Below are 23,256 nucleotides of genomic sequence, written 5' to 3'. Positions count from 1 at the left end.
TTAGACCATGATCTTGTCCGAAAACCGGATTCCACTTTTCGGGATCATGGTCTACTCCGCCGCCCCCAGATATTCCGACAGCGGCGGGCAGGAGCAGACGAGGTTGCGGTCGCCGGCGACATTGTCGATGCGCGACACCGGCGGCCAGTATTTGGCTGACGTGTCGGCATCGCCGGCGGGGTAGGCCGCCTCCAGGCGCGAATAGGGATGGGTCCACTGGCCGGCCAGCGCCTCGGCGGCGGTATGCGGCGCATTGACCAGCGGATTGTCGGCCAGGGGCCATTCGCCTTTCGCCACCTTGGCTGCCTCGCCTGATATCGCGATCATCGCCTCGCAGAAGCGATCGAGCTCGCGCTTGGGCTCGGACTCGGTCGGCTCGACCATCAGCGTGCCGGCGACCGGAAACGACATTGTCGGCGCATGGAAACCGTAGTCGATCAGCCGCTTGGCGACGTCGTCGACGCTGATGCCGGCACTGTCCTTGAGCACGCGGGTATCGAGGATGCATTCATGCGCGACGCGCTCGTGCCTGCCCTTGTAGAGCACCGGGAAATGCGCTCCGAGCCGCGTCGCCACATAATTGGCGGAAATGATCGCCGTCTCGGTCGCCTGCTTCAGGCCCGAAGCGCCCATCATCCGGATATACATCCAGGTGATCGGCAGGATCGAAGCGCTGCCGAACGGTGCAGCCGACACGGCATGGCCCGAGCCTTCGACGACGTGGCCGGGCAGATAGGGTTGCAGATGCGCCTTGACGCCGATCGGGCCGACGCCGGGACCGCCGCCGCCATGCGGGATGCAGAACGTCTTGTGCAGGTTCATGTGGCAGACGTCGGCGCCGATGTCGCCGGGGCGGGCAAGACCGACCAGCGCGTTGAGGTTGGCGCCGTCGAAATAGACCTGGCCGCCATGCTCATGGACAAGGGCGCAGAGGTCGCGCGCGCCTTCCTCGAAAACGCCGTGCGTCGAGGGATAGGTGAACATCAGCGCCGCAAGGTCTTGCGCATGCTCGTCCGCCTTGGCTTTCAGGTCATCGACGTCGATGTTGCCGTCTTCGGTGCAGCGCACGACGACGACGTTCATGCCGGCCATCGCCGCACTCGCCGGATTGGTGCCATGCGCCGATGACGGGATCAGGCAGACCGTGCGGTGAGCTTCGCCGCGTGAGCGGTGATAGCCGCGAATGGCGAGCAGCCCGGCATACTCGCCCTGGCTGCCGGCGTTGGGCTGCAGGGTCACCGCGTCGAACCCGGTGATCTCCGCCAGCCAGGCTTCCAGTTCGTCGATCATGGCGCGGTAGCCGGCCGAATGGCTTGCCGGGGCGAAGGGATGCAAATTGGCGATATCAGGCCAGCTTACCGGCATCATCTCGGCGGCGGCATTGAGTTTCATCGTGCAGGAGCCGAGCGGGATCATGGCGCGGTCGAGCGCCAGGTCCTTGTCGGCCAGCCGGCGCAGGAAGCGCATCATGTCGGTTTCCGAGTGGTTTTCGCGGAAGACAGGCTGCGTGAGAAACGCCTTGCCGCGCGGTTTTCCGGGCATGGTGCTGCCGACGGCTGCGCCCGGCTTGGCGCCGAACAGCGCCGCGATCGCCTCCAGATCGGCCTCGGTCGAGGTTTCGTCGAAGCTGATGCCGATGCGGTCGGCGTCGATGACGCGCAGCAATCGGCCGGTCTTTTCGGCTGCGGCGCCAATCGCCCCGGCTCTGCCTTTCACTTCCACCGCCACGGTGTCGAAGCGGCTTGCGCCAAGCACCGAAATTCCTGCTGCGTCGAGACCGGCAGCCAGCCGGTTGGCCAATGCATGGATTCGGCCGGCAATCGCCTGCAGCCCGGCAGGGCCGTGCCAGATCGCATAGGCGGTCGCCATGTTGGCGAGCAGCGCCTGCGCGGTGCAGATGTTGGAGGTCGCCTTGTCGCGGCGGATATGTTGTTCACGCGTCTGCAAGGCGAGGCGATAGCCGGGCCGGCCCTTGCTGTCGGTGGACTGGCCGACCAGGCGGCCGGGCATCAGCCGCGTCAGCCTGTCGGAAACGGCGCAATAAGCGGCATGCGGCCCGCCAAAGCCCATCGGCACGCCGAAGCGCTGCATCGGGCCGACGGCGATGTCGGCGCCAAGCGCAGCCGGCGCGTCGGTCAGCGTCAGGGCGAGCGGATCGGCAATGAAGACGACCAGCGCGCCGGTGGCGCGAGCTTTCTCGATTGCCGCCCTGTGGTCGCCATAGACGCCAAACGTATCGGGCCAGGAGACCAGCAGAGCGGCTGTGTTGTCGTCGATCGTGTCACCGTCGACCTCGATGCCGAGCGGCTCGGCGCGGGTGCGCACGACGTCAAGCGTCTGCGGATGCGGCGTGCCGGCCAGCGCCACTTTGGTCCGCTTGTCGCGGTGGTGGCGTAACGCGATGCCGACTGCTTCGGCCACCGCCGTCGCCTCGTCGAGCAACGAGGCCGACGCGACCGGCAGCCCGGTCAGTTCGGTGACCAAGGTCTGGAAATTGAACAGCATTTCGAGCCGGCCCTGGCTGATCTCGGCCTGGTAGGGCGTGTAAGCCGTATACCAGGCCGGGTTCTCGAACAGGTTGCGCTGGATGACCGGCGGCACGTGGACGCCGTGATAGCCGGCGCCGATGAAGCTCTTCAAAACTGTATTTTTCGCCATTGTCGCTGACAGCTCGGCCAGCGCCTCGGCTTCGCTCGCCGGGGCCGGCAAGGCCAGCGGCCGGTCGAGCCGGATCGATTTCGGCACAGCCTGGCTGATCAGCGTCTCGACCGACGGAACGCCGATCGTCGCCAGCATGGCTCTGACATCATTGAGGCCGGGGCCGATATGGCGGGCCGAGAAGGAGTAGGGTGCTGCGGTCATCTTTCCTGGTCCTGCTCTCTCAACCAATATGGGCTTTGTAGGCGGCCTCATCCAGGAGACCTTCGAGTTGGCTTTCATCGGCCAGCTTCATCTTCCACAGCCAGCCGTCGCTGGCCGCCGCCGAATTGACCAGGGACGGATCAGACGAAAGCGCGGTGTTGGCCTCGGTGATCTCGCCGTCGACCGGCGCATAGACGTCCGATGCCGCCTTGACCGATTCGACCACGACGGCGGTATCGCCCTTGGCCAGCTTTTTCCCAGGCTCCGGCAATTCGACGAAGACGAGATCGCCGAGTTGTTCCTGCGCGTAGTCGGTGATGCCGATGGTGGCGATACCGCCTTCGACGCGGAGCCATTCGTGATCTTCAGTGAAATAGGTCTTTGCCATGAAGTTCATCCTTTGCGGTAGCGATGCGGCGTGAAGGGCAGGGGATTGATATCGACCGGGATTTTGGTCCCGCGAACGTCGGCGAAGAGTTTTGCGCCGGGTTTGGCCAGCGACGCCTGGACGTAGCCCATGGCGACCGGATGGCCGGCCGAGGGGCCGAAGCCGCCGGAGGTGACGTGGCCGGCGGGATTGCCGTCGGCATCGAAAAGGGCAGCACCGGGACGCACCGGCTGGCGGCCTTCCGGCTTCAGGCCGACGCGTTTCTGCGTTGGGCCGCGCTCCAGGATTGAACGCAAGGCGTCGGCACCGATGAAAGCGCCAGAGGCGCGAACCTCCTTCGGGATCGCCCACATCAGCCCGGCGCCGGCCGGGTCCATCTCAGGCGTGATGTCCAGTCCGTGCAGGCACAGCCCTGCTTCGAGCCGCAGGCTGTCGCGGGCGGCCAGCCCAACCCACATCACTCGCTCGTCCTCGATCAGTTTGGCGACGAGATTTCGCGCATCCGCTTCCGGCAGGCCGACCTCGAAGCCGTCCTCGCCGGTATAGCCCGAGCGGCTCATGAACCAGTTTTCGCGCGGCTCGAAGCCGTGCATGAACAGCAGCGATCCGGTTTCGATGCCGGCGCGCGACAGGGCGGCCCAGGCTTCGGGACCCTGGATTGCCAGGAAGACGCGGTCGAGTGCTTCAATCTTGGCGTCAAAGTCCGCCTTGGCATCAAAGTCGGCAAGCTCACGAAGGTGTTTTTCGTCGGCTTCAGCATTGCCGGCATTGGCGACGACCATGAAGCGTTGCCGGCCGAGCCTAGTGACGATCAGATCGTCGATGATGCCGGCGGCTTCATTGAGAAAGAACGTGTATTTGGACTGGGAAATCTCAAGCGCGCCGGCGTCGAACGGGCAGGCACGATTGAGCAGTGCTTCAGCGCCCAAGCCACTGATCTCGAACAGCTTCATGTGTGAGATGTCGAACAGGCCGGCATGTTCGCGGGTATGAAGGTGCTCCTTCATCACGCCGGCCGGATAGGTGAGCGGCATCGACCAGCCGGCGAACGCGCCAAAGCGCGCATTGGCGGCCACGTGCAGGTCTTCGAGGGGAAGGTGTTTGGTGTCGTCGCCCGTCATGTCGTCTCCAGAGTCGCACGCAATCGGCCGCGAATGGCGACCAGTCCGTGCCCCTCTGTCTGAAGCCTGAGAGACTCGCGCCCCGTAACTCTGTCGGCAGCGCTTACACCTTCGGCGCGGGGCGAAAAAAGCCCCGACTTTCCAGAGTGTCTTTCCCGTCTACGGTTCTTTTTGCCTGAGAGATTTCGGGCGATTTCCCCTTCGGCGGCAGCTCTCGCTGCTCTCTCCCGCAAACAGGTAGGACTCAATTTGAGCCCTCGACTCGTCATCCATAGCCTGTCGGCGACACCTTGTCACCTGCTAGCGACCGCTTACCGACAAGTCTTCGCTAACCACGCGGTTTGCCGGTTTCTCAAGGAACTGCCGATATGTTGGGTCCAAGTGACGTATGGAGGGGAAACGAAATGGGCGAATTGAAGTGCGTTCCGGTGGCCGAACTGGCCTCGAAAAATCGGGTCACAGCGGAAGACGTGGTCATGCTGCGCCGCGAGGTATTCGGCGACGGGGTGGTGACGCGGAGCGAGGCCGAGGCGCTGTTTGCGCTCGACGCGATAGAAGGGGACAAATGCGCGGAATGGCCGGATTTTTTCATCGAAGCCATCACCGACCTCATCGTTCATCAGGAAAAGCCGGCGGGCTATATCTCGCAGGACAATGCCGACTGGCTGGTCCAAGCGATTTCGCGTGACGGCATGGTCGACAGCCTGACCGAACTCGAACTGCTCGTGCATGTGCTGGAAAAGGCGAAATCCTCGCCGAACGGGCTTTGCGCCTATGCGCTGGAGCAGGTCGCCCATGCCATCATCGACGGCAAAGGGCCGCTGATGCACGGCGGTAAGCTGGTTCCCGGGCTGATCGCCAAGGCTGAAGTCGAGCTTCTGCGCCGCATTCTCTATGCCTATGGCGGCGACGGCAACATTGCCATCACCCGCGCCGAGGCAGAGGTGCTGTTCAAGATCAACGAGCGGACCGCGGCAGCCAACAACGATCCATCGTGGAATGATCTGTTCGTCAAGGCGCTCGCCAATTACGTCATGTGCTCGGCCGGCTACGAAGCTCCGGTGCGCGACGTGGCGCTGCGGCAAGATGCTTTCCTGGAGCAGGCCGATCCAGAGATCGGCGGTTTCTTCGGCCGCATGGTTTCGGGTGGCCTCGCCGGCATCATGAAAGCCTACTGCGCGCCGGGCGATATCGAATCCGAATGGGAATCGAAGAACAAGGCAGCCGAAGCACTGGCACGCCGCGCCGAAACGATCGACGCGTGCGAGGCGAAATGGCTGGCCGAGCGCATCGGCAGCGACCGGCCGCTGCATGAGAACGAGCGCGCGCTGCTGACACTGATCAAGCACGCCTCGCCGGAAATCCATCCGGTGCTCAAGCCGCTGATCGACAAGGTCGCCTGAGCAAAGCACCAAACACTGATCGGAAATGGCGGAGCTATGGCGTCAAATGCCGCCGTACCAGTCGTAGCCATTGTCCTCCCAGTAGCCGCCCCTGCCGCCGCCGATAGCGGCGAAACTGTCGACCAGTTCGATCCGGCGGAGATACTTTGGCATCTTGTAGCCGATCTGGCGCTCGACGCGGACGCGCAGCGGCGCGCCGTTCTCGACCGGCAGCGGCTTGCCGTTCAGGCCATAGGCAAGGATCGTCTGCGGGTGACGGGCATCGATCAGGTCGATCGAGCCGTAATATTTGATGTCGCCGGACAGGCTGCGGTCGATCGTGTCGAGGCAATGGAACACGACGTAGCGCGCCTGTGGCTTGACCACCGCCTGATCAAGCACCAGCGACAGCGGCGTGCCGGTCCATTTGGCGATGCAACTCCAGCCTTCGACGCAGTCGTGGCGGGTGATCTGGGTGCGGCTTGGCATGTTCATCAATTGCTCGCGGGTCAGCGACAGCGGCTTTTCGACGAGGCCTGAGACGTCGAGCCGCCAGTCGGCGAAATTGTTGGCGAGCAGGCTTTTGTAGACATCGTCGTCCGGCGCGGTGACGCCGTTCGGCCGCTGCGGCTGGCGAATGTCGGCTTCGGTGAATTCCGGCGCCAGCGAATCGCCGGCGAGCAGGCGCTGCGCGCGCCAGGTCAGGCCGTTGGCGCCTTCGAGGAAACTGCGCAGTCCGTCGCCGACACGAAGCTGGCTGTCGAATGCATCGCAACCCGACAGCATGATGCCGGTGACGCCGAGGCTGGCCGAGGTCAGGAATTTTCTGCGGCTGATCACAAACTTCGCCATCTCACGCACCCCTCTGCGGCGTCTTGCTGCCATGCGCCGGCGGATCGGTTCGGTACCAGCCGGTGATGATGGAACGCAGCTCGTTGATCGGGCCGGCAGCGAAGATCATCACCATATGGATGATGAAGAAGGCGACGAGCAGCAGCATCACGACGAAATGGATTGTCCGCGCCGTCTGCCTGCCGCCAAGCAAATCGTTGAGGAATGGCAGCGCCGCGTTCATGCTCGGCGACATGGCAAGGCCTGTGATGATCATCAGCGGCAGCAGCACGAACATCACGCCGCCATAGGCCATCTTCTGCAGCGTGTTGTATTCGCGCGTGTGATGAAACTTGAATTTGGCATGATCGATGATGTCTCGCGGCAAACGCCTGAGATCGTCGATGCGCGGGACAAGATCGCGGCGCAGATGACCGTTGACCAGGCTGGCGACCAGCCACACGACCAGGGTCGTGGACAGTATCCAGGCGAAGAAGAAATGGACGACGCGGGCGGTGCCGAGGTCGTAATAGGAGGGGATTGTCGCCCAGGACGGGAAGGCGCGGGACGTCTCCCGACCCGCCGGCCCCGACCAGCCGAGCACACCGGTTGTGTCGAAGCGCTTGCCGAAGATTTCGGTGTAGCCGCGCGGGCCGTTTGCGGTGTTCTCGGCGCCGATGGCGAAGATGGTGTTGTTATATGCGAATCCCGATTCCTTGCCGATATAAAGCTGGGGGCGGGCATTGAAGATCTGCAGGCCGGAAAGCAGCATGAAGAACAGCGAAATGGCCCAAAGCCAGTGCGTCAGCCGCGTCCAGCGCGACTGCCGGTAGATCAGCGTTGCATCTTTCGGCGCGGCAGTATCTGGCCCGACAGTGGATTGGCTCCTGGCAACCGATTGCATTTTTTCGCGTCCTTCCGGCCGCTCAGTCGGCCTTTCCGATCGTTCTCCTCCCAATACGTTGCCAGCCAAAGCGATGTTTCATCCGATCACGGAATTATTACAGACTGCCCGGTGCTACCGGCTCCCGAGACTGACGGCGAGGTTGACCGCGGCGGCGACGATCACTGTATTAAAAAAGAACGACAGGATCGAATGCAAAAGCACGATGTGACGCATTTGCGTGGTCGAGACCGCGGTATCGGAGGTCTGCGAGGTCATGCCGACGGTGGTCGAGAAATAGAGAAAATCCCAGCCGTCCGGCCGCTCCTTACCGGCAAATACGAGGCCGCCGACCGGCTTTTTCTGTTTCGCTTTGCTGCCGGGGTCGGTCTCTTCATCGTTGACCCAGTAAACATGGGCGTAGTGCAGCGCCGTCATGGCGTGGATGGTGAACCAGCCGAGGGGGATCGACAGCAGCGCGAAGGTGAGTTCGACAGGATGCGCGCTGCCCTCGCGATTGATCAATTGGAACAGCGAGATGATGGCAATGGTGACGACAATCAGCGTCACCGCAAAGATGACTAGCACCGGCTGGTCGGTGGCCCGCGCGTTCTTGCTTAAAAAGCGGCCGGTGAGCAGCGGCATCTGGGCGAGGACGATGACGGTGTAGGCGGCGAAAAACGCATTGGCGCCGATCGAAAAGGCGAGCGGAGTGCGCAAGACCAGCGCGATCGCCAGTGCCACTACACCGATGCAGGCCGACACCGCGAACTGCATGTGGCGGTGCAGTGGCGTCTTCAGGGGAGTCTCGGTCGTCATGGCCCGGCCTCTGATGGCGGTCCGTCTTACCGCCGCTCGTCTCTTAGGGCTCGAACATTATAGCACTTTTGACTGTGCGCATGATGCCGAAGATCGATTCCGGTTTTGCTGCGCTGACCTCCGGTTCGGGGTCAAGCGCTAGCCCAGTGCGGCGGATTTCAGCGCACGCCGCAAGATGCGGTCGAGCTCGCCAAGAAACCGCGAGCGGTCCTGCGGCGCGAAACTGGCATTGTAGCCCTTGCTTTCGCCAGTCTCGCGCAGATGCTGCTTGAGGTCGCGCATCGCTACCGCCATGCCGATCGTTTCCGGCGTGAACGGGCGTCCGGTCGGCCCAAGCACATGGGCGCCGAGCGCCACCGTGCGGGCGGCAAGCGGGATGTCTGATGTCACGACGATGTCGTTGGGCTTGGCATTGTCGACGATCCAGTCGTCCGCCGCGTCGGCGCCCTTGGACACGACGACGTTGCGGATCATCGGGTCGCGCGACGGGCGCAGCCCGCCATTGGAGACAAAGGTGACGACGACGCCATGGCGCTCGGCGACCTTCTCGACCTCGGCCTTCACCGGACAGGCATCGGCATCGACGTAAATGGCGGGTGCGGGCATGGTTCGTTCCAAGCGTATGAAGCCGGGCGATTGTGCCTGGATTGATGTTCGAGCGGTCAAAGGTCGGCGCTGCCCCTCATCCGCCTGCCGGCACCTTCTCCCCGTATAGTGACGGGGCGAAGGGAGCTTGCCGCAGCCTCGGCACGCTTTCTGCCACGCTGCAGGTTGGCGAAATCCCTTTGCGAAGGCGTCTTTCTCCCCGTCACTATACGGGGAGAAATGCCCGGCAGGGCAATGAGGGGCGGCGCAGACCTAAAGCGATTGCCTTGCTTCCTCCCGGCCACGTCGCAAATTCTCAATAGACCACCACGCTCCTGATGCTCTTGCCCTCATGCATCAGATCAAAACCCTTGTTGATGTCCTCCAGCTTCAGCGTGTGGGTGATCATCGGGTCGATCTCGATCTTGCCGTCCATGTACCAGTCGACGATCTTCGGCACGTCGGTGCGGCCGCGCGCGCCGCCGAACGCGGTGCCCATCCAGGTGCGTCCGGTGACCAGCTGGAACGGCCGCGTCGAGATCTCCTGGTCGGCGCCGGCAACGCCGATGACCACCGACTTGCCCCAGCCGCGGTGCGATGCCTCAAGCGCCTGGCGCATCACCTTGGTGCTGCCGGTGCAGTCGAACGTATAGTCGGCGCCGCCGATCTGGTCGGCGCCGCGCTTGGTCATGTTGACGAGATAGGGCACGATATCGCCGTCGATCTCCTTCGGATTGACGAAATGCGTCATGCCGAATTTCTCGCCCCATTCCTTCTTGTCGTTGTTCAGGTCGACGCCGATGATCATGTCGGCGCCGGCAAGGCGCAGCCCCTGGATGACGTTGAGGCCGATGCCGCCGAGGCCGAAGACGGCGGCCGTGGCGCCGATCTCGACTTTTGCGGTGTTGATCACCGCGCCGATGCCGGTGGTGACGCCGCAGCCGATGTAGCAGATCTTGTCGAAGGGCGCGTCGGGATTGACCTTGGCCACCGCAATCTCGGGCAGCACGGTGAAGTTGGAGAAGGTCGAGCAGCCCATATAGTGGAAGATCTTGTCCTTGCCGATCGAGAAGCGCGACGAGCCGTCCGGCATCAGGCCTTGCCCCTGCGTGGCACGGATCGCGGTGCACAGATTGGTCTTTCTGGACAGGCAGGACGGGCATTGCCGGCATTCCGGCGTGTAGAGCGGGATGACGTGGTCGCCCTTCTTGACCGAGGTGACGCCCTTGCCGACATCGACGACGATGCCGGCGCCCTCATGGCCGAGGATCGCCGGAAAAATCCCTTCGGGATCGGCGCCCGACAGCGTGAACTCGTCGGTGTGGCAGATGCCGGTCGCCTTGATCTCGACCAGCACCTCGCCGGCTCGCGGGCCGTCGAGGTCGACCTCCAGGATTTCCAGCGGCTTTCCGGCGGCGACAGCGACAGCGGCACGGGTTTTCATCGGGGCTCTCCTCTCAAGCCAAATCGGCAATCGAGGCGAGCTTTAGCGTATCTGCAGGTTCTGGACTATGGGACGAATTGACAGTTCGGTGCCGGGTTTTGGTCGTCACCAGGCGACTTGCGCCCGGATATGCGCCTACGTGCCTTGACCGGCCGGGCCAAGCCCATAAAAGAAAGGCAGCCGAGGGAACAAAACCCGCATGTTCACAAAAATCCTGATCGCCAATCGTGGCGAGATCGCCTGCCGCGTCATCAAGACGGCGCGCAAGATGGGCATCGCCACCGTCGCGGTCTTTTCGGACGCCGATCGTGACGCCGTGCATGTCGAGATGGCCGACGAGGCTGTCCATATCGGGCCTTCGCCGGCCTCACAAAGCTATCTGGTGCCGGAGAAGATCATCGCCGCCTGCAAGGCGACGGGTGCTGAAGCCGTGCACCCCGGCTACGGGTTTTTATCCGAACGCGCCTCCTTCTGTGAAGCGCTGGAGAACGAAGGCATCGTCTTCATCGGCCCGAAACCCGGAGCGATCAGGGCGATGGGCGACAAGATCGAATCGAAGAAATTCGCCAATGCAGCCAGGGTCAGCACGGTGCCCGGCTGGCTCGGCGTCATCGAGAATGCCGGTCATGCCGAGAAAATAGCCGGCGAGATCGGCTATCCCGTGATGATCAAGGCCTCGGCCGGCGGCGGCGGCAAGGGCATGCGCATCGCCTGGAGCAAGGCCGAGGTGCGCGACGGGTTCGACCGGGCGCGGTCGGAGGCCAAAAGCTCGTTCGGTGACGACCGCGTCTTCATCGAAAAGTTCGTGGTCGATCCGCGCCACATCGAGATCCAGGTGCTGGCCGACGCGCATGGCAATGCGCTTTATCTCGGCGAGCGCGAATGCTCGATCCAGCGCCGCAACCAGAAGGTCGTCGAAGAGGCGCCTTCACCTTTCCTCGACGCCAGGACCCGGAAAGCCATGGGCGAGCAGGCGGTGGCGCTGGCCAGCGCGGTCGACTACCAGAGCGCCGGCACGGTCGAGTTCATCGTCGACAGCGAAAAGAACTTCTATTTCCTTGAAATGAATACACGATTGCAGGTCGAGCATCCGGTGACCGAGCTCGTCACCGGCATTGACCTGGTCGAGCAGATGATCCGCATAGCAGCCGGCGAAAAGCTCGCCATCAAGCAAAGCGACGTCAAGCTGAACGGCTGGGCGGTGGAAAGCCGGCTCTACGCCGAGGACCCGTATCGCAATTTCCTGCCGTCGATCGGCCGGCTGACGAGATACCGACCACCGCAAGAGGGACAGTCCGGCGACGTCGTCATCCGCAACGATACCGGGGTTGCCGAGGGTTCGGAAATCTCGATGTTCTATGACCCGATGGTCGCCAAGCTGTGCACCTGGGCGCCGACTCGGCTCGCGGCAATAGACGCCATGTCCGAAGCGCTCGACAGTTTTGTCGTCGACGGCATCGAGCACAACATGCCGTTCCTGGCGGCGCTGATGCAGCATCCGCGCTGGCGGGAAGGGCGGATATCGACCGCCTTCATATCAGAGGAATATCCCGACGGCTTTGCGCCGATCGTGCCTGATAGCGAAGAAACGGCCGTGCTCGCAGCGATCGCCACCGCGGTCGAACTGCTGCGCCGCGACCGGCTCGACCGGCTCGGCGGGCGGCTGGCGCCGCATTCGGGTGTGCTGAAACGCGACTGGGTGGTCAAGATCGGCAAGGATTACCTTTCGGCTTCGGTTATCGAAGGCATGATCTCCATTCCGATGGAGCTCGGTCTGTCGATCGACGGCGGCACGGCGCTGACGGTGGCGTCCGACTGGCGGCCGGGCGATCTCGTCTGGCGCGGCACGGTCGGCGACCGAAGGATCGCTGCGCAGGTCAGGCCGGTGCTGAACGGGCTTCGCGTCGCCTGGAAAGGCATGTCGGTGAGCGCACGCGCCATGCTGCCGCGCACCGCCGAGCTCGAAAGGCTGATGCCGGAAAAAGTGGCGCCGGATACGTCGAAGATGCTGCTCTGCCCGATGCCCGGCCTTGTCGTGTCGATCGCCGTTGCCGAAGGGCAGGAGGTCAAGGCCGGCGAGACGCTGGCGGTCGTCGAGGCGATGAAGATGGAAAACGTGCTGCGCGCCGAGCGCGATCTCACCGTGTCGAAACTCAAGGCAAAACCGGGCGACAGTCTCGCCGTCGACGCGGTGATCATGGAATTTGCGTGAGGATACAAGGAAATCGCATTGGTTGGCGCTGCCCCTCATTGCCCTGCCGGGCATTTCTCCCCGTATAGTGACGGGGGAGAAAGACGCCTTCGCAAAGGGATTTCGCCAATCTGCAGCGTGGCAGAAAGCGTGCCGAGGTTGCGGCCAGCCCCTCCGCCCCGTCACTATACGGGGAGAAGGTGCCGGCAGGCGGATGAGGGGCAGCGCCAGCATCGACAATTGGCCTGTCGCTGGACTCGCATCGTCCAGTGCCGGACAATACATCCTCATCGACTGAGTCCTCTCAAACGGCGATAAAAAAATGGCGAATGAGACACTTCCCCGCGATCCGTTGCGGCGCGAGGCCTTTGTGAAGGCGTCGCGGCCGGAAGCGCCGGCGCGGCCGTTCATTCATCTGCGCGTGCATTCGGCCTATTCGCTGCTCGAAGGCGCCTTGCAGCTCGGCACGGTTGTCGGCCATGCGGTCAAAGATGACGCCCCGGCCATTGCCGTCACCGACACCAACAATCTGTTCGGCGCGCTCGAATTTGCGCAAAAGGCGGTGAAGGAGGGCATCCAGCCGATCATCGGCTGCCAGACCGCTCTCGCTTTTTCCGGTGAAGCCAGCGACAGCCAGCGCGACCGCAGGCGGCAGGGCCCGGAAATGCGGCCGGTGGTTTTGATCGCGGCGACCGAGGCCGGCTACAGCAATCTGGTCAGGCTGGTCAGCCGGGTCTATCTGGAAACGCCGCCCGGCGAGGCCGTGCATCTGACGACCGAGATGCTGCAAGGCCATTGCGACGGCCTGATCTGTCTCAGCGGCGGGCCGCGCGGCCCGATCGGCAACGCGCTGAAAGAGGACCGCCGCGACCTCGCCGAGACGCGGCTTCTGGCGCTCAAGGCGCTGTTCGGCGACCGGCTCTATGTCGAGCTGGAACGGGTTTCCGGCTATGACCGGGCCATCGAGAAATCGTCAGTCGACCTCGCCTATATCAATGACTTGCCGCTGGTTGCCACCAACGAGGCGTTTTTCTCCTCGCGCGACGACTATGAGGCGCATGATGCGCTGATCGCCATCGCCGAAGGGTCGGTCGTCGCCGTCGACAATCGCCGGCGGCTGTCGCCCGACAATTTTCTGAGAAGCCAGGCCGACATGGCGAGGCTGTTCGCCGATCTGCCGGAGGCGATCGACAACACCGTCGAAATAGCGCTGCGCTGCTCCTACTATCCCAAGACCCGCAACCCGATCCTGCCGCGCTTTGCCGGCGGCGATGTCGCCGATGCCGATGCGGCGGTGAAGGCGGAGGCGCAGGAGCTTGCCAGACAGGCGCATGAAGGGCTGGAGGCGCGCCTCGCCGCGCATGGCCTGGCCCCTGGCTACGCGGTCGAGCAATACCGCGAAAGGCTGGAATTCGAGCTCGGCATCATCGAGAAAATGAAGTTCCCCGGCTATTTCCTGATCGTCGCCGACTTCATCAAATGGGCGAAGGCGCAAGGCATCCCGGTCGGGCCGGGGCGCGGTTCGGGCGCCGGCTCGCTGGTCGCCTATTCGACGACCATCACCGACATCGATCCGCTGCGCTTCTCGCTGCTGTTCGAGCGCTTCCTCAATCCCGACCGTGTGTCGATGCCCGACTTCGACATCGATTTCTGCCAGGACCGGCGCGAGGAGGTCATCCGCTACGTCCAGCAGAAATACGGTCGCGACCAGGTCGGCCAGATCATCACCTTCGGCACGCTGCAGGCCCGCGCGGTGCTGCGCGATGTCGGCCGCGTGCTGCAGATGCCCTATGGCCAGGTCGACAAGCTCAGCAAAATGGTGCCGTCGAACCCGGCCAATCCGGTCAAGCTCGCCGACGCCATCGCCAACGAGCCGCGCTTTGCCGAGGAGGCCGAGCGCGAGCCGATTGTGCAGACGCTGCTCGACATGGCGCAGAAGCTGGAAGGTCTCTACCGCCACGCCTCGACGCATGCCGCCGGCATCGTCATCGGCGACCGGCCGCTGTGGGAGCTTGTGCCGATGTACCGCGATCCGCGCTCGGACATGCCGGTCACCCAGTTCAACATGAAGTATGTCGAGCAGGCCGGCCTGGTGAAGTTCGACTTCCTCGGCCTGAAGACGCTGACGGTGCTGGAGACCGCGGTCAAGCTGATCCGCCGCCGCGGCATCGAGATCGATCTTGCCCACATTCCGCTCGACGACCCCGACACCTATGCCATGCTGTCACGCGGCGAAGTGGTCGGCGTGTTCCAGGTGGAAAGTGCCGGCATGCGCAAGGCGCTGATCGGCATGCGGCCCGACTGCATCGAGGACATCATTGCGCTGGTCGCGCTTTACCGGCCGGGCCCGATGGAGAACATCCCGACCTACAACGCCAGAAAGCACGGCGAGGAGGAGATGGCGTCGATCCATCCGAAGATCGACCATCTGGTGAAGGAGACGCAAGGCGTCATCGTCTACCAGGAACAGGTGATGCAGATCGCGCAGGAGCTTGCCGGCTATTCGCTGGGCGAAGCCGACCTGCTGCGCCGCGCCATGGGCAAGAAGATCCGCGCCGAAATGGACAAGCAGCGCGAGCGCTTCGTCTCGGGCGCGATCGAGCGCGGCGTCGGCAAGCCGCAAGCCGACTTCATCTTCGACCTGCTGGCTAAGTTCGCCGACTATGGTTTCAACAAGTCGCATGCCGCCGCCTATGCGGTCGTTTCCTACCAGACGGCCTATCTGAAGGCGCACTACCCGGTCGAATTCCTGGCCGCGTCGATGACGCTCGACATGGGCAACACCGATAAACTCGCCGATTTCCGCCAGGATGCGCTGCGCCTCGGTATCGATGTCGTGGCGCCGTCGGTGATATCAAGCTTCCGCGCCTTCGAAGTCGCGGAGAACCGGATCTTCTATTCGCTGGCCGCGCTCAAGGGCGTCGGCGACGCGGCGGTCGAGCATATCGTCGCCATGCGCGGCGAAAAACCGTTCAAGAACCTCGCCGATTTTTGCGAAAGGGTCGACCCGAAGATCGTCGGCAAGCGCGTCTTCGAAAGCCTGATCATGGCCGGCGCGCTCGACTGCTTCGGTCACGACCGCGCCGCGATGATGGCGGGCGTCGAGCGGATGATGGGGCTGGCGTCGCTTGCGCAGCAGAATGCAATGTCGGGCCAGCACGACATTTTCGGCGCCTCGCTCGGGGCGCAGTCGCAGGCGCTCAACCTGCCGGCGACCGACCCGTGGCTTGCCGCCGACCGCCTGCACCGTGAATTCCAGGTGGTCGGCTTCTATCTCTCGGCGCACCCGCTGGACGAATACAAGGCGGCGCTGCAGAAGATGCGGGTGCAGACCTGGGCCGAGTTCTCGGGCGCCGTCAAACGCGGCGCTGCCGCCGGGCGGCTTGCCGGGACGGTCACCACCAAGCAGGAGCGCAAGACGCGCACCGGCAACAAGATGGGCGTCGTGCAGTTCTCCGACACGTCGGGCCAGTATGAAGCCGTGCTGTTTTCCGAAGGTCTGGCGCAATATCGCGACCTGCTCGAGCCCGGCCGTTCGGTGGTGGTCACAGTTTCGGCCGAGGACAGGCCCGAAGGCGTCAATCTGCGCATCCAGACGGTGCAGTCGCTGGAGGACGAGGCAAGCCGCATCCAAAAAGCCTTGCGCATCTTTGTCAGGGATGACCGGCCGGCGTCGGCGATTCAATCGCAGCTTACCCAGCGCGGCGACAGCCTGGTGAGCATTATCGTCATCAAGGACGAGGGGCAGGGCGAGGTCGAGATCGAACTGCCCAACCGTTACCGCGTCTCGCCACAGATCGCCTCGGCCATGCGGGCGGTGCCGGGCGTGGTGGAGGTGGAGTTGGTGTGAGCTAACGACCGTATTCCGCCAGGTCGCATTGCCCGGTGACGATGCCGCTGGTATTGTGGGCTCGGCGGCCTGGGTCTTTTGGCGGCCCGGGGGGAGTGCGTCATGGATGAGCGGGATGCCGCTGCCGAACTCCAGAAAATGGTCAATGGCTTCCAGGTATCTCAGGCGATATGCGTCGCCGCCACGCTGGGCATTGCAGACCATCTCAAGGACGGAAAACGCACCAGCGGCGAGTTGGCCGTGCTGACCAATACCCATCCGCAGGCGCTCTACCGGCTGCTGCGCGCCCTTGCGTCGGCCGGCGTGTTCCATGAAGCGGAAGACCGATCCTTCTCGCTGACCTTGGTTGGCGGCGCGTTGCGATCCGACGTTCAGCATTCGGTCGCGTCGTGGGCAATTCTGGCCGGACGGCCGTATTTCCGTCAGGCATGGAGCGATCTGCTGCACAGTGTCAGCACCGGCGAAAACGCCTTTCGCCACGCTTATGGCAAGGGCGTTTGGGAATACCGGGCAGAGCATCCGGAAGAGTCCGTCGTTTTCGACCGGGCGATGACTGCGATGTCGCGTGGCGTCGCCGCTGCGGTGCTCGCGGCCTATGACTTCCGGCGGTTCTCTGTCGTTATGGATGTAGGCGGCGGGCAGGGCGCGCTGCTTGCCGAAATCCTCCGCCGCAATCCCGGCCAGCGCGGCATTCTATTCGATCAGCCGCAGGTCGTGGCGAAGGCCGGCCCGGTCTTTGACGCTGCGGCTGTGGCTGATCGCTGCGACATCGTCGCCGGCGATTTCTTCGTCTCGGTGCCCGAAGGAGCCGATGCGATTGTGCTTAAATGGATCCTGCATGACTGGGACGACGAAACAAACATCCGGATCCTGAAAACCTGCCGCAGGGCGATTCCCCCAGAAGGCAAACTGCTGGTGCTCGAGAGCATTCTGGCGCCGCCCAATGAAGGCGCCGCCGCAAAATTCGGCGATCTGAACATGCTGGTCATGCCGGGCGGGCAGGAACGCACGGCGGAAGAATTCAGGTTGCTGCTTGCGGCGTCGGATTTTCGGGTCGCCAATATCGTTGAAGCCGGACCTCGCATCAGCATCATCGAGGCGGAACCGGTCTGATTGCTTTCCGGGCCTGGAACGCTCCGGATGTTCTCAAGCCGCAGCGGCTTGCCTTGCCTCTGCTCTGCCCTCTGGACGGCTGTCGCAGCGAGCGTTATCGCAGTTGTCATGAAGGCGCCGGAAAGGGACGGAGTGCAGGATTTTTCAGCCTTGACGCGGCTGCGCGGCACGCTGCGCAAACTCTATCACGGGCGCACGCCCGCGGCCTTCCGGTTTCAGCTGGCGGCTGTTATCATCGACCTTGCCATCATCGCCTTCTTCATCGCCACACCGGTGATCCAGGACTCGTCCTCGTTCCTCTGGCTCGATTATTCAGTGGCAGCGCTTGTCGCCGCCGACATGATTGCCCGGCTGCTGGCGTCAAACGACATGCTGCGCCTGATGAAGCAGCCGACGTCGTGGGTCGACGGCTTCATCCTGCTGACGCTGCTGATGCCTTCGGCGCTGGCCAATCTGGGTTTTCTGCGCATATTGCGGCTGTGGTCGCTGTCGCGCAGCGGCGCCCTGTGGCGGTTTTTCGAGATGCGCGGCCTCAAAAAATGGCGCGAGGCGAGCCACGCAGTCATCAATCTCCTGACATTCCTGTTTGTCGTCACCGGTTTCGTCTACACCTTCTTCTTCCGCACCGGGGCCGGCCTCGAAGGCTATGTCGATGCGCTGTATTTCACCGTCGCCACGGTGACCACGACCGGCTTCGGCGACATCGTCCTGCCGGGAATAGCCGGCAAGCTCACCGCGATCGTCACCATGATCATCGGCATATCGCTGTTCGTCAGGCTGGCACAGGCGCTCTTCCGTCCCAACAAGGTCTTCTTCCCGTGCCCGCAATGTGGCCTTCAGCGGCATGAAGCCGACGCCGTCCACTGCAAGGCCTGCGGGCATCTCCTCAACATACCCGACGAAGGCGACTGAAATGCGAGGCGGTTTGTGAAACCAAAACCGCGCGGTAGCTCTTTGCTTTGACGCATTTTGTCGGACGCCAAACGAAAACGTTTGGCTGCAAAATGCTAGGACGCTGCCACTTCCGCTGGTTTGGTCGCCTTTTTCTGCAGATTGAGCAGATTGCCCAGCAGGATCAGCAAGGCGCCCCCGGCGGTGAAGGCGTCGATCTGCTCCTGATACAGCAGCCAGCCGATCAGCGCCGACAGCGGCACGCGCAAAAAGTCCATCGGCGAGATGACGGTGGCGTCGGCATAGGCGAGTGCGCGCGCCATGCAGAAATGCGACGACATGCCGGTGAAGGCGATCAGCAGGATCCACGGCCACAGTTCGAGCGGCGGGTTGCGCCATTCGTAGAGCGCCGGGATCAGCCCGAGCACCGACTGGATGACCAGCATCCAGAAGATGATGGACACGACGCTGTCCGTCCGCGTCAGCGATTTGACCAGGACCACGGATATGCCGAAGCAGACCGCGGCACCCAGCACGACAACATGTCCCGGATCGACGGAGCCGACGCCCGGACGGACGATGATCAGCACACCGATCAGCCCGAGCACGATCGCCGCAAGTCTTGGCCGGCTTAGTCTTTCACCAAGAAAGCCGACCGCCAGAATGGCCGTCCAGATCGGCGTCGTGAATTCGATGGAGATCAGCACGGCCAGTGGGATCAATGTCAAGGCGTAGAGCCATGCCGCCTGGCCGACAAAATGGACGACGTTGCGGGCGATATGGGCGGTGGGGCGTATGCTGCGCATCGCCGCAAACCCGCCTGACATCATCACCAGCGGCAGGAGGATGAACAGGCCGATCACCGAGCGCAGCTCCAGCACCTGGAAGACATTGAGCTCGGCCGTCGTGGCGCGGCCGGCGACCGACATCGTCAGAAACGATGCGATCGACAGCGCCATCCAGAACGCGGCCTTGGGGATCGAGGGCGAGGGTGCCATGCGCGCTATGTCGCAAGTCAGGACTTTCACCGCAACCGCTAGTCGACGCATTCGGCTGGGCCAGAGCGGCACGTTGCAAAACGGTCATGTTGAGGGCGGAACCTGCCGTCACGGCGAGCGTTGGTCCAACAGCCAGTTCAAGGGGAGAGATCCAATGAAATCATGTGCACGATTTGCACTTGCCGGCTGCCTGACGGCTGCCGCCGGCGCGGCTCATGCCGACGAGGCCGATTTTCTTCGCTCGTTCGAGGGGAATTTTGCCGGCAAGGGCACCGTCAAGGTAACCACCGAGGCGCCGACGGTGAACGTCTCCTGCCGCTTCAATTCCGACGCGACCTCGAGCTCACTGTCGCTGGACGGCACCTGCCGCGGTCTCGTCGTGGTGACGCGCGCCATCAGTGCCGATCTGAAATCCAGCGGGACGAAGTACACCGGCACCTATGTCGGATCCCGCACCGGACCGGCGCAGCTCAGCGGCAAGCGCTCGGGCAATGCGATCAATCTCGGCATCCGCTGGGCGAAGGAGGTCAACGGCGATCGCACGGCGCAAATGACCGTCGAGAAGAACGGCGAGGACGGCATGCGGCTGACCGTTATCGACGTCGACCCGAAAACCGGCGAGCGCGTGATGACCAGCCGGATCGATTTGCGACGCACCTGAGGCGGCCCGCTTTACCTTGTCTTGTTTGAGCGTGATCTTTCCGAGAACTGGATCCGCTTTTCGCTTGCGCGGACCTTCGGTTCGGGGTCATGCTTAAACTAATCCTCGATCGGCTCTGGCGGGTGGGCGTTGCGGCCCTTGCCGAAGGTGTAGCCGGTCTCCACCGCCCTGCGGCCGAACTTGTCCCGCAACCTGTCGATGGCGCCTTCGGCCATGGCACGCTTGCGTGACTGGGTATCGACGAGGTCGGGCGGATCGGCCTTTTCGTCATTCGAGAGGTCGCTGACGCCGATGCCGAGCAGCCGGTATCTGGTGCCGTCCGCCTCCTTGAGCAGCAACTCGAGCCCGGTCGAGAAAATGCGGTCGGCCAGCCGTGTCGGGTCGCCGAGCTGCCGGTTGCGCGTGCGGGTCTTGAAATCCTGCGTCTTCAGCTTCAGCACGACGGTGCGCCCGGCAATGCCGGACTTCTTCAGCCGCCCCGAGACTTTTTCCGACAGCGCTCTCAGCACCGAAACCAGTTCATCGAGGGCGGCGATGTCGGTGTCGAAAGTGGTCTCCGCCGAGACGCTTTTCGCATCTTGGTCGGGGTGGACGCGGCGGTCGTCCTCGCCGCGTGAAAGATGGTAGAGCCGGTCGCCCATCACGCCGTAGCGGCGCATCAGGTCGCCGCGCTCCATGCGCTGCAACTGGCCGATGGTGCGGATGCCGTCGCGCTCAAGCGTGGCGGCGAAGGCTTTTCCCACCCCCCAGATCAGCGTCACCGGCTGCTCGGCCAGAAAGCCGGTCGCCTCGGCCTCGCCGATCACCGAATAGCCGCGCGGCTTGCGAAAGTCCGACGCCACCTTGGCCAGGAACTTGCAGTAGGAAAGGCCTGATGAAACGGTGATGCCGATCTCTTTCTCCACACCCAATGCGAAGCGCGCCAGCACCACCGCCGGCGGCAAGCCATGCAGGCGCTCGGTGCCGGCAAGGTCCAGAAACGCTTCGTCGATGGAGATCGGCTCGACCAGCGGCGTCAGCGCCTGCATCATGGCGCGCACCTCGCGGCCGACGCGACCATATTTTTCCATGTCCGGCGGGATGACGACCGCTTCCGGACAGGCTTCGAGCGCCTTGAACATCGGCATCGCCGAGCGCACCCCGTGGATGCGGGCGATGTAGCAAGCGGTGGAGACGACGCCGCGCTTGCCGCCGCCGATGATCAACGGCCGGTCCTTCAGCGCCGGGTTGTCGCGCTTTTCGACCGCCGCATAAAACGCGTCGCAATCGATATGGGCAAGATGCAGCCGATAGAGCTCCGGATGGCGGGCCAGCCGTGGACTGCCGCAGCGCTCACAGCGCCGTGCCTCACCGCGCTGAAAGGTCAGGCAGTCGCGGCAAAAACCGTGATCGGGATTGTTGACAGGAACCGCCATCGCTGCGAACATAAAGAGAACAAAAGCAATGGTACGTCAGGACGGACGCCACGACAAGGCGGTGGGCCGGGAGAGAGTTCGTGAATACGACCATAGCGCCGCTGGTGCCCGAGCTTTGGGCGGATTTTGAAGATCTTTTCGGTAAGCAGGGTGCCTGCTACGGCTGTTGGTGCACGCATTTCCGGCTGTCGCCGGCCGCGCGCCGCGCCAGCAACCGGGAACGCAACAAGGACCACATCAAGGCGCGGATCGAGGCCGGACCGCCACCGGGCGTGCTGGCGTTCGAGGATGGCAAGGCGGTCGGCTGGATGCAGATCGGCCCGCGCGCCGACGTGCCCGAATGGAACAACAAGGGCAGGGGGTCGGCGCCGGTCGATCCCGCCGACGCCACCGATCCGGGCGTCTGGGCGATTTCCTGCTTCTTCATCCGCGTCAAGACGCGCGGCAGGGGCGTGACGCACCGGCTGGTCGAAGGCGGGATCGAATTTGCTCGCCAGAATGGCGCGCGGCTGGTCGAGGCATGTCCGATCGACCTGTCGAGAGATTCGCGTTCGATCGGGCTGTTCGTCGGCTCGTCGCGGGTCTTCGAGAAAGCCGGTTTCGAGAGGCTGGTCGAGCGCAAGGCGGGCCGGCCGCTGATGCGATTGGTGCTTTAGTCAACGCTGCTGTGCGCGCCGCGGCGACCGAACTATCGCAGTCGGCCTGCATATCAGACGCACACCCGGGAATAAATCCGGCTGCGGTCCGTTCCTCCTCGGATTTTTCCAAGGAGGCCATCGATGTTTCATTTTTCCCAGACTTCTCAGAAGACCTCTCGCTCGATCCGGTTTTCCTGTCGGCCGGAAGATCATGGCGTCATCGCGCCGCCAGTGGCGGCCAAGACGGTCCTGCCGGATTGGTTCCGCAAACTGCCGCCGGTCGATGCGCAGCAAGCCTCGGCCACCAACAATGGCCTGACCGTCAAGCGCTGCATGCCATTTCTCGACGCGATGACAACCGGCTGGATCCTGCCGCTCGCGGCGACCGTCCGCCTTGAGGTCAAGGATGGCGGCAGCGCCGTCGATGCCGGCTGGGAGTTCGACAGGGTGATGGTCAGCAATCATGGCGCGCATCAGGTCGCCGGCAATCCGAAGGAACCGGCACCGCCATGCAAATTTCACAATTACTGGTCGATCCGTACCCCGCCGGGCTGGAGTTGTCTGTTCCTGCCGCCGCTCAATCGGCCGGCTCAGCCTTTCGAATGCGTCGCCGGCATCGTCGATACCGACACCTACGCAGCCCACATCCATTTTCCGTTCTTTGCGACGGCGCCGGATGGCCTCTACGTCATCGAAAAGGGAACGCCGCTGGTCCAGGTCATACCGTTTCGCCGCGAAGATGCGGCGCTCAAGGCCGAGATCCAGGCGGAGACCGGAGTCGAGGCGACCGAGCGCGAAGCGGTCTACCGCAACACGATTGCCAGCGAAGGCTGGTATCGCAAATGGGCCCGCGCGGCCCGCTAGGCTTTTTCTGGAGAACAATGCGAAACGGGGCCGCTAGGTCCCGTTTCGCATGTGGATTGCCATGGGCGCGAAGCGACGCGGTGCAGACCCCTAATGCTGATCTATAGTGATCCTTCGCGCCCCCCTCTGTCCTGCCGGACATCTCCCCCACGAGGGGGAAGATTGGCAGCTTTGGCGCACCGCTCGCTCCTGCGACAGTGGCGGTTCGCGCGAAGGCGGTGGTGACGGCCGATCTCCCCCCAAGTGGGGGAGATGTCCGGCAGGACAGAGGGGGGCGCCGTGGAGCGCCGGCCTGCAAATCGCCAGCGAAATGCGAAACG

At 63.5% G+C, this 23,256-nt stretch carries 18 protein-coding genes and 1 riboswitch; of the genes, 8 read left to right on the top strand and 10 right to left on the bottom strand.

Annotated features, from left to right (window positions below; genetic code table 11):
- Window positions 1–51: 51 nt before the first annotated feature.
- Genes gcvP through gcvT form a run of 3 tightly spaced genes read right to left on the bottom strand, consistent with a single transcriptional unit; the run spans window position 52 to window position 4,371 of the window.
- Window positions 52–2,862 carry an aminomethyl-transferring glycine dehydrogenase gene (gene gcvP, locus AC0L2A_RS24805; protein ID WP_473611057.1) on the bottom strand — a complete coding sequence of 937 codons (2,811 nt, stop codon included), beginning with the start codon at window positions 2,860–2,862 and terminating at the stop codon, window positions 52–54.
- Between the two features lie 19 nt (window positions 2,863–2,881).
- The gene (gcvH, locus tag AC0L2A_RS24800; protein ID WP_027156276.1) at window positions 2,882–3,250 is read right to left on the bottom strand and encodes a glycine cleavage system protein GcvH; all 369 of its coding nucleotides are present in this window, start codon (window positions 3,248–3,250) and stop codon (window positions 2,882–2,884) included.
- 5 nt (window positions 3,251–3,255) lie between these two features.
- The gene (gene gcvT, locus AC0L2A_RS24795) at window positions 3,256–4,371 is read right to left on the bottom strand and encodes a glycine cleavage system aminomethyltransferase GcvT (RefSeq protein WP_473611056.1); all 1,116 of its coding nucleotides are present in this window, start codon (window positions 4,369–4,371) and stop codon (window positions 3,256–3,258) included.
- 152 nt (window positions 4,372–4,523) lie between these two features.
- A riboswitch (glycine riboswitch) is annotated at window positions 4,524–4,611 on the bottom strand.
- 164 nt (window positions 4,612–4,775) lie between these two features.
- Between gcvT and AC0L2A_RS24790 the strand changes: the two genes are divergently transcribed.
- The gene (locus AC0L2A_RS24790; RefSeq protein ID WP_091597160.1) at window positions 4,776–5,774 is read left to right on the top strand and encodes a hypothetical protein; all 999 of its coding nucleotides are present in this window, start codon (window positions 4,776–4,778) and stop codon (window positions 5,772–5,774) included.
- A gap of 42 nt (window positions 5,775–5,816) precedes the next feature.
- Here the strand turns inward: AC0L2A_RS24790 and AC0L2A_RS24785 are convergent, their stop codons facing one another.
- From AC0L2A_RS24785 to AC0L2A_RS24765, 5 genes are all read right to left on the bottom strand, one after another.
- Window positions 5,817–6,605, bottom strand: coding sequence for a molybdopterin-binding protein (locus AC0L2A_RS24785; RefSeq protein ID WP_091597163.1), 789 nt, complete (start codon window positions 6,603–6,605; stop codon window positions 5,817–5,819).
- Between the two features lies 1 nt (window position 6,606).
- Window positions 6,607–7,488 carry a cytochrome b/b6 domain-containing protein gene (locus AC0L2A_RS24780; protein WP_091597167.1) on the bottom strand — a complete coding sequence of 294 codons (882 nt, stop codon included), beginning with the start codon at window positions 7,486–7,488 and terminating at the stop codon, window positions 6,607–6,609.
- Between the two features lie 114 nt (window positions 7,489–7,602).
- Window positions 7,603–8,286 (bottom strand): DUF1345 domain-containing protein, encoded by a 684-nt coding sequence (locus AC0L2A_RS24775; RefSeq protein WP_091597170.1) that lies wholly within the window; start codon window positions 8,284–8,286, stop codon window positions 7,603–7,605.
- A gap of 138 nt (window positions 8,287–8,424) precedes the next feature.
- Window positions 8,425–8,892 carry a YaiI/YqxD family protein gene (locus AC0L2A_RS24770; protein ID WP_091597173.1) on the bottom strand — a complete coding sequence of 156 codons (468 nt, stop codon included), beginning with the start codon at window positions 8,890–8,892 and terminating at the stop codon, window positions 8,425–8,427.
- Between the two features lie 295 nt (window positions 8,893–9,187).
- Complete coding sequence (locus AC0L2A_RS24765; RefSeq protein ID WP_473611055.1) at window positions 9,188–10,315, bottom strand: S-(hydroxymethyl)glutathione dehydrogenase/class III alcohol dehydrogenase; 1,128 nt, start codon at window positions 10,313–10,315, stop codon at window positions 9,188–9,190.
- 199 nt (window positions 10,316–10,514) lie between these two features.
- On the opposite strand from AC0L2A_RS24765, the gene AC0L2A_RS24760 reads away from it, so the two are divergent.
- The 4 genes from AC0L2A_RS24760 to AC0L2A_RS24745 all read left to right on the top strand — a co-directional run bounded on the left by AC0L2A_RS24760 (window position 10,515) and on the right by AC0L2A_RS24745 (window position 18,381).
- Entirely contained in the window at window positions 10,515–12,527 is a 2,013-nt protein-coding gene (locus AC0L2A_RS24760) for an acetyl-CoA carboxylase biotin carboxylase subunit (protein ID WP_473611054.1), read from the top strand.
- 301 nt (window positions 12,528–12,828) lie between these two features.
- Window positions 12,829–16,356, top strand: coding sequence for a DNA polymerase III subunit alpha (gene dnaE / locus AC0L2A_RS24755; protein WP_473611052.1), 3,528 nt, complete (start codon window positions 12,829–12,831; stop codon window positions 16,354–16,356).
- A 102-nt stretch (window positions 16,357–16,458) separates the two neighbouring features.
- Entirely contained in the window at window positions 16,459–17,469 is a 1,011-nt protein-coding gene (locus AC0L2A_RS24750) for a methyltransferase (RefSeq protein ID WP_473611051.1), read from the top strand.
- A 108-nt stretch (window positions 17,470–17,577) separates the two neighbouring features.
- Window positions 17,578–18,381: a potassium channel family protein gene (locus AC0L2A_RS24745; RefSeq protein WP_473611050.1), complete on the top strand. Its 804-nt coding sequence runs from the start codon at window positions 17,578–17,580 to the stop codon at window positions 18,379–18,381.
- 95 nt (window positions 18,382–18,476) lie between these two features.
- Here the strand turns inward: AC0L2A_RS24745 and AC0L2A_RS24740 are convergent, their stop codons facing one another.
- On the bottom strand, window positions 18,477–19,358 hold the full coding sequence (locus AC0L2A_RS24740) for a DMT family transporter (RefSeq protein WP_473611048.1): 882 nt from the start codon (window positions 19,356–19,358) through the stop codon (window positions 18,477–18,479).
- A 154-nt stretch (window positions 19,359–19,512) separates the two neighbouring features.
- On the opposite strand from AC0L2A_RS24740, the gene AC0L2A_RS24735 reads away from it, so the two are divergent.
- Window positions 19,513–20,019, top strand: coding sequence for a hypothetical protein (locus AC0L2A_RS24735; protein WP_287257987.1), 507 nt, complete (start codon window positions 19,513–19,515; stop codon window positions 20,017–20,019).
- A 98-nt stretch (window positions 20,020–20,117) separates the two neighbouring features.
- Here the strand turns inward: AC0L2A_RS24735 and AC0L2A_RS24730 are convergent, their stop codons facing one another.
- Window positions 20,118–21,446, bottom strand: a complete 1,329-nt coding sequence (locus AC0L2A_RS24730) for a DNA polymerase IV (protein WP_473611047.1) — start codon at window positions 21,444–21,446, stop codon at window positions 20,118–20,120.
- A 68-nt stretch (window positions 21,447–21,514) separates the two neighbouring features.
- On the opposite strand from AC0L2A_RS24730, the gene AC0L2A_RS24725 reads away from it, so the two are divergent.
- A complete protein-coding gene (locus AC0L2A_RS24725) occupies window positions 21,515–22,090 on the top strand; it encodes a GNAT family N-acetyltransferase (protein ID WP_473611046.1) in 576 nt (191 codons plus the stop codon).
- Window positions 22,091–22,213: 123 nt separating this feature from the next.
- Window positions 22,214–22,936: a DUF6065 family protein gene (locus tag AC0L2A_RS24720; protein ID WP_473611045.1), complete on the top strand. Its 723-nt coding sequence runs from the start codon at window positions 22,214–22,216 to the stop codon at window positions 22,934–22,936.
- The last annotated feature ends 320 nt before the right edge of the window (window positions 22,937–23,256 follow it).

The sequence above is a fragment of the Mesorhizobium sp. WSM4844 genome (assembly GCF_055811775.1).
Note: the sequence above shows the minus strand (reverse complement) of the source record. Positions and strands in the feature narration are given on the sequence as shown.

What these genes read in the sequence shown, in the direction of transcription:
- gcvP (WP_473611057.1), bottom strand. Translation starts at nt 2,862, where the DNA reads ATGACCGCAGCACCCTACTCCTTCTCGGCCCGCCATATCGGCCCCGGC.
- gcvH (WP_027156276.1), bottom strand. Translation starts at nt 3,250, where the DNA reads ATGGCAAAGACCTATTTCACTGAAGATCACGAATGGCTCCGCGTCGAA.
- gcvT (WP_473611056.1), bottom strand. Translation starts at nt 4,371, where the DNA reads ATGACGGGCGACGACACCAAACACCTTCCCCTCGAAGACCTGCACGTG.
- AC0L2A_RS24790 (WP_091597160.1), top strand. Translation starts at nt 4,776, where the DNA reads ATGGGCGAATTGAAGTGCGTTCCGGTGGCCGAACTGGCCTCGAAAAAT.
- AC0L2A_RS24785 (WP_091597163.1), bottom strand. Translation starts at nt 6,605, where the DNA reads ATGGCGAAGTTTGTGATCAGCCGCAGAAAATTCCTGACCTCGGCCAGC.
- AC0L2A_RS24780 (WP_091597167.1), bottom strand. Translation starts at nt 7,488, where the DNA reads ATGCAATCGGTTGCCAGGAGCCAATCCACTGTCGGGCCAGATACTGCC.
- AC0L2A_RS24775 (WP_091597170.1), bottom strand. Translation starts at nt 8,286, where the DNA reads ATGACGACCGAGACTCCCCTGAAGACGCCACTGCACCGCCACATGCAG.
- AC0L2A_RS24770 (WP_091597173.1), bottom strand. Translation starts at nt 8,892, where the DNA reads ATGCCCGCACCCGCCATTTACGTCGATGCCGATGCCTGTCCGGTGAAG.
- AC0L2A_RS24765 (WP_473611055.1), bottom strand. Translation starts at nt 10,315, where the DNA reads ATGAAAACCCGTGCCGCTGTCGCTGTCGCCGCCGGAAAGCCGCTGGAA.
- AC0L2A_RS24760 (WP_473611054.1), top strand. Translation starts at nt 10,515, where the DNA reads ATGTTCACAAAAATCCTGATCGCCAATCGTGGCGAGATCGCCTGCCGC.
- dnaE (WP_473611052.1), top strand. Translation starts at nt 12,829, where the DNA reads ATGGCGAATGAGACACTTCCCCGCGATCCGTTGCGGCGCGAGGCCTTT.
- AC0L2A_RS24750 (WP_473611051.1), top strand. Translation starts at nt 16,459, where the DNA reads ATGGATGAGCGGGATGCCGCTGCCGAACTCCAGAAAATGGTCAATGGC.
- AC0L2A_RS24745 (WP_473611050.1), top strand. Translation starts at nt 17,578, where the DNA reads ATGAAGGCGCCGGAAAGGGACGGAGTGCAGGATTTTTCAGCCTTGACG.
- AC0L2A_RS24740 (WP_473611048.1), bottom strand. Translation starts at nt 19,358, where the DNA reads ATGGCACCCTCGCCCTCGATCCCCAAGGCCGCGTTCTGGATGGCGCTG.
- AC0L2A_RS24735 (WP_287257987.1), top strand. Translation starts at nt 19,513, where the DNA reads ATGAAATCATGTGCACGATTTGCACTTGCCGGCTGCCTGACGGCTGCC.
- AC0L2A_RS24730 (WP_473611047.1), bottom strand. Translation starts at nt 21,446, where the DNA reads ATGTTCGCAGCGATGGCGGTTCCTGTCAACAATCCCGATCACGGTTTT.
- AC0L2A_RS24720 (WP_473611045.1), top strand. Translation starts at nt 22,214, where the DNA reads ATGTTTCATTTTTCCCAGACTTCTCAGAAGACCTCTCGCTCGATCCGG.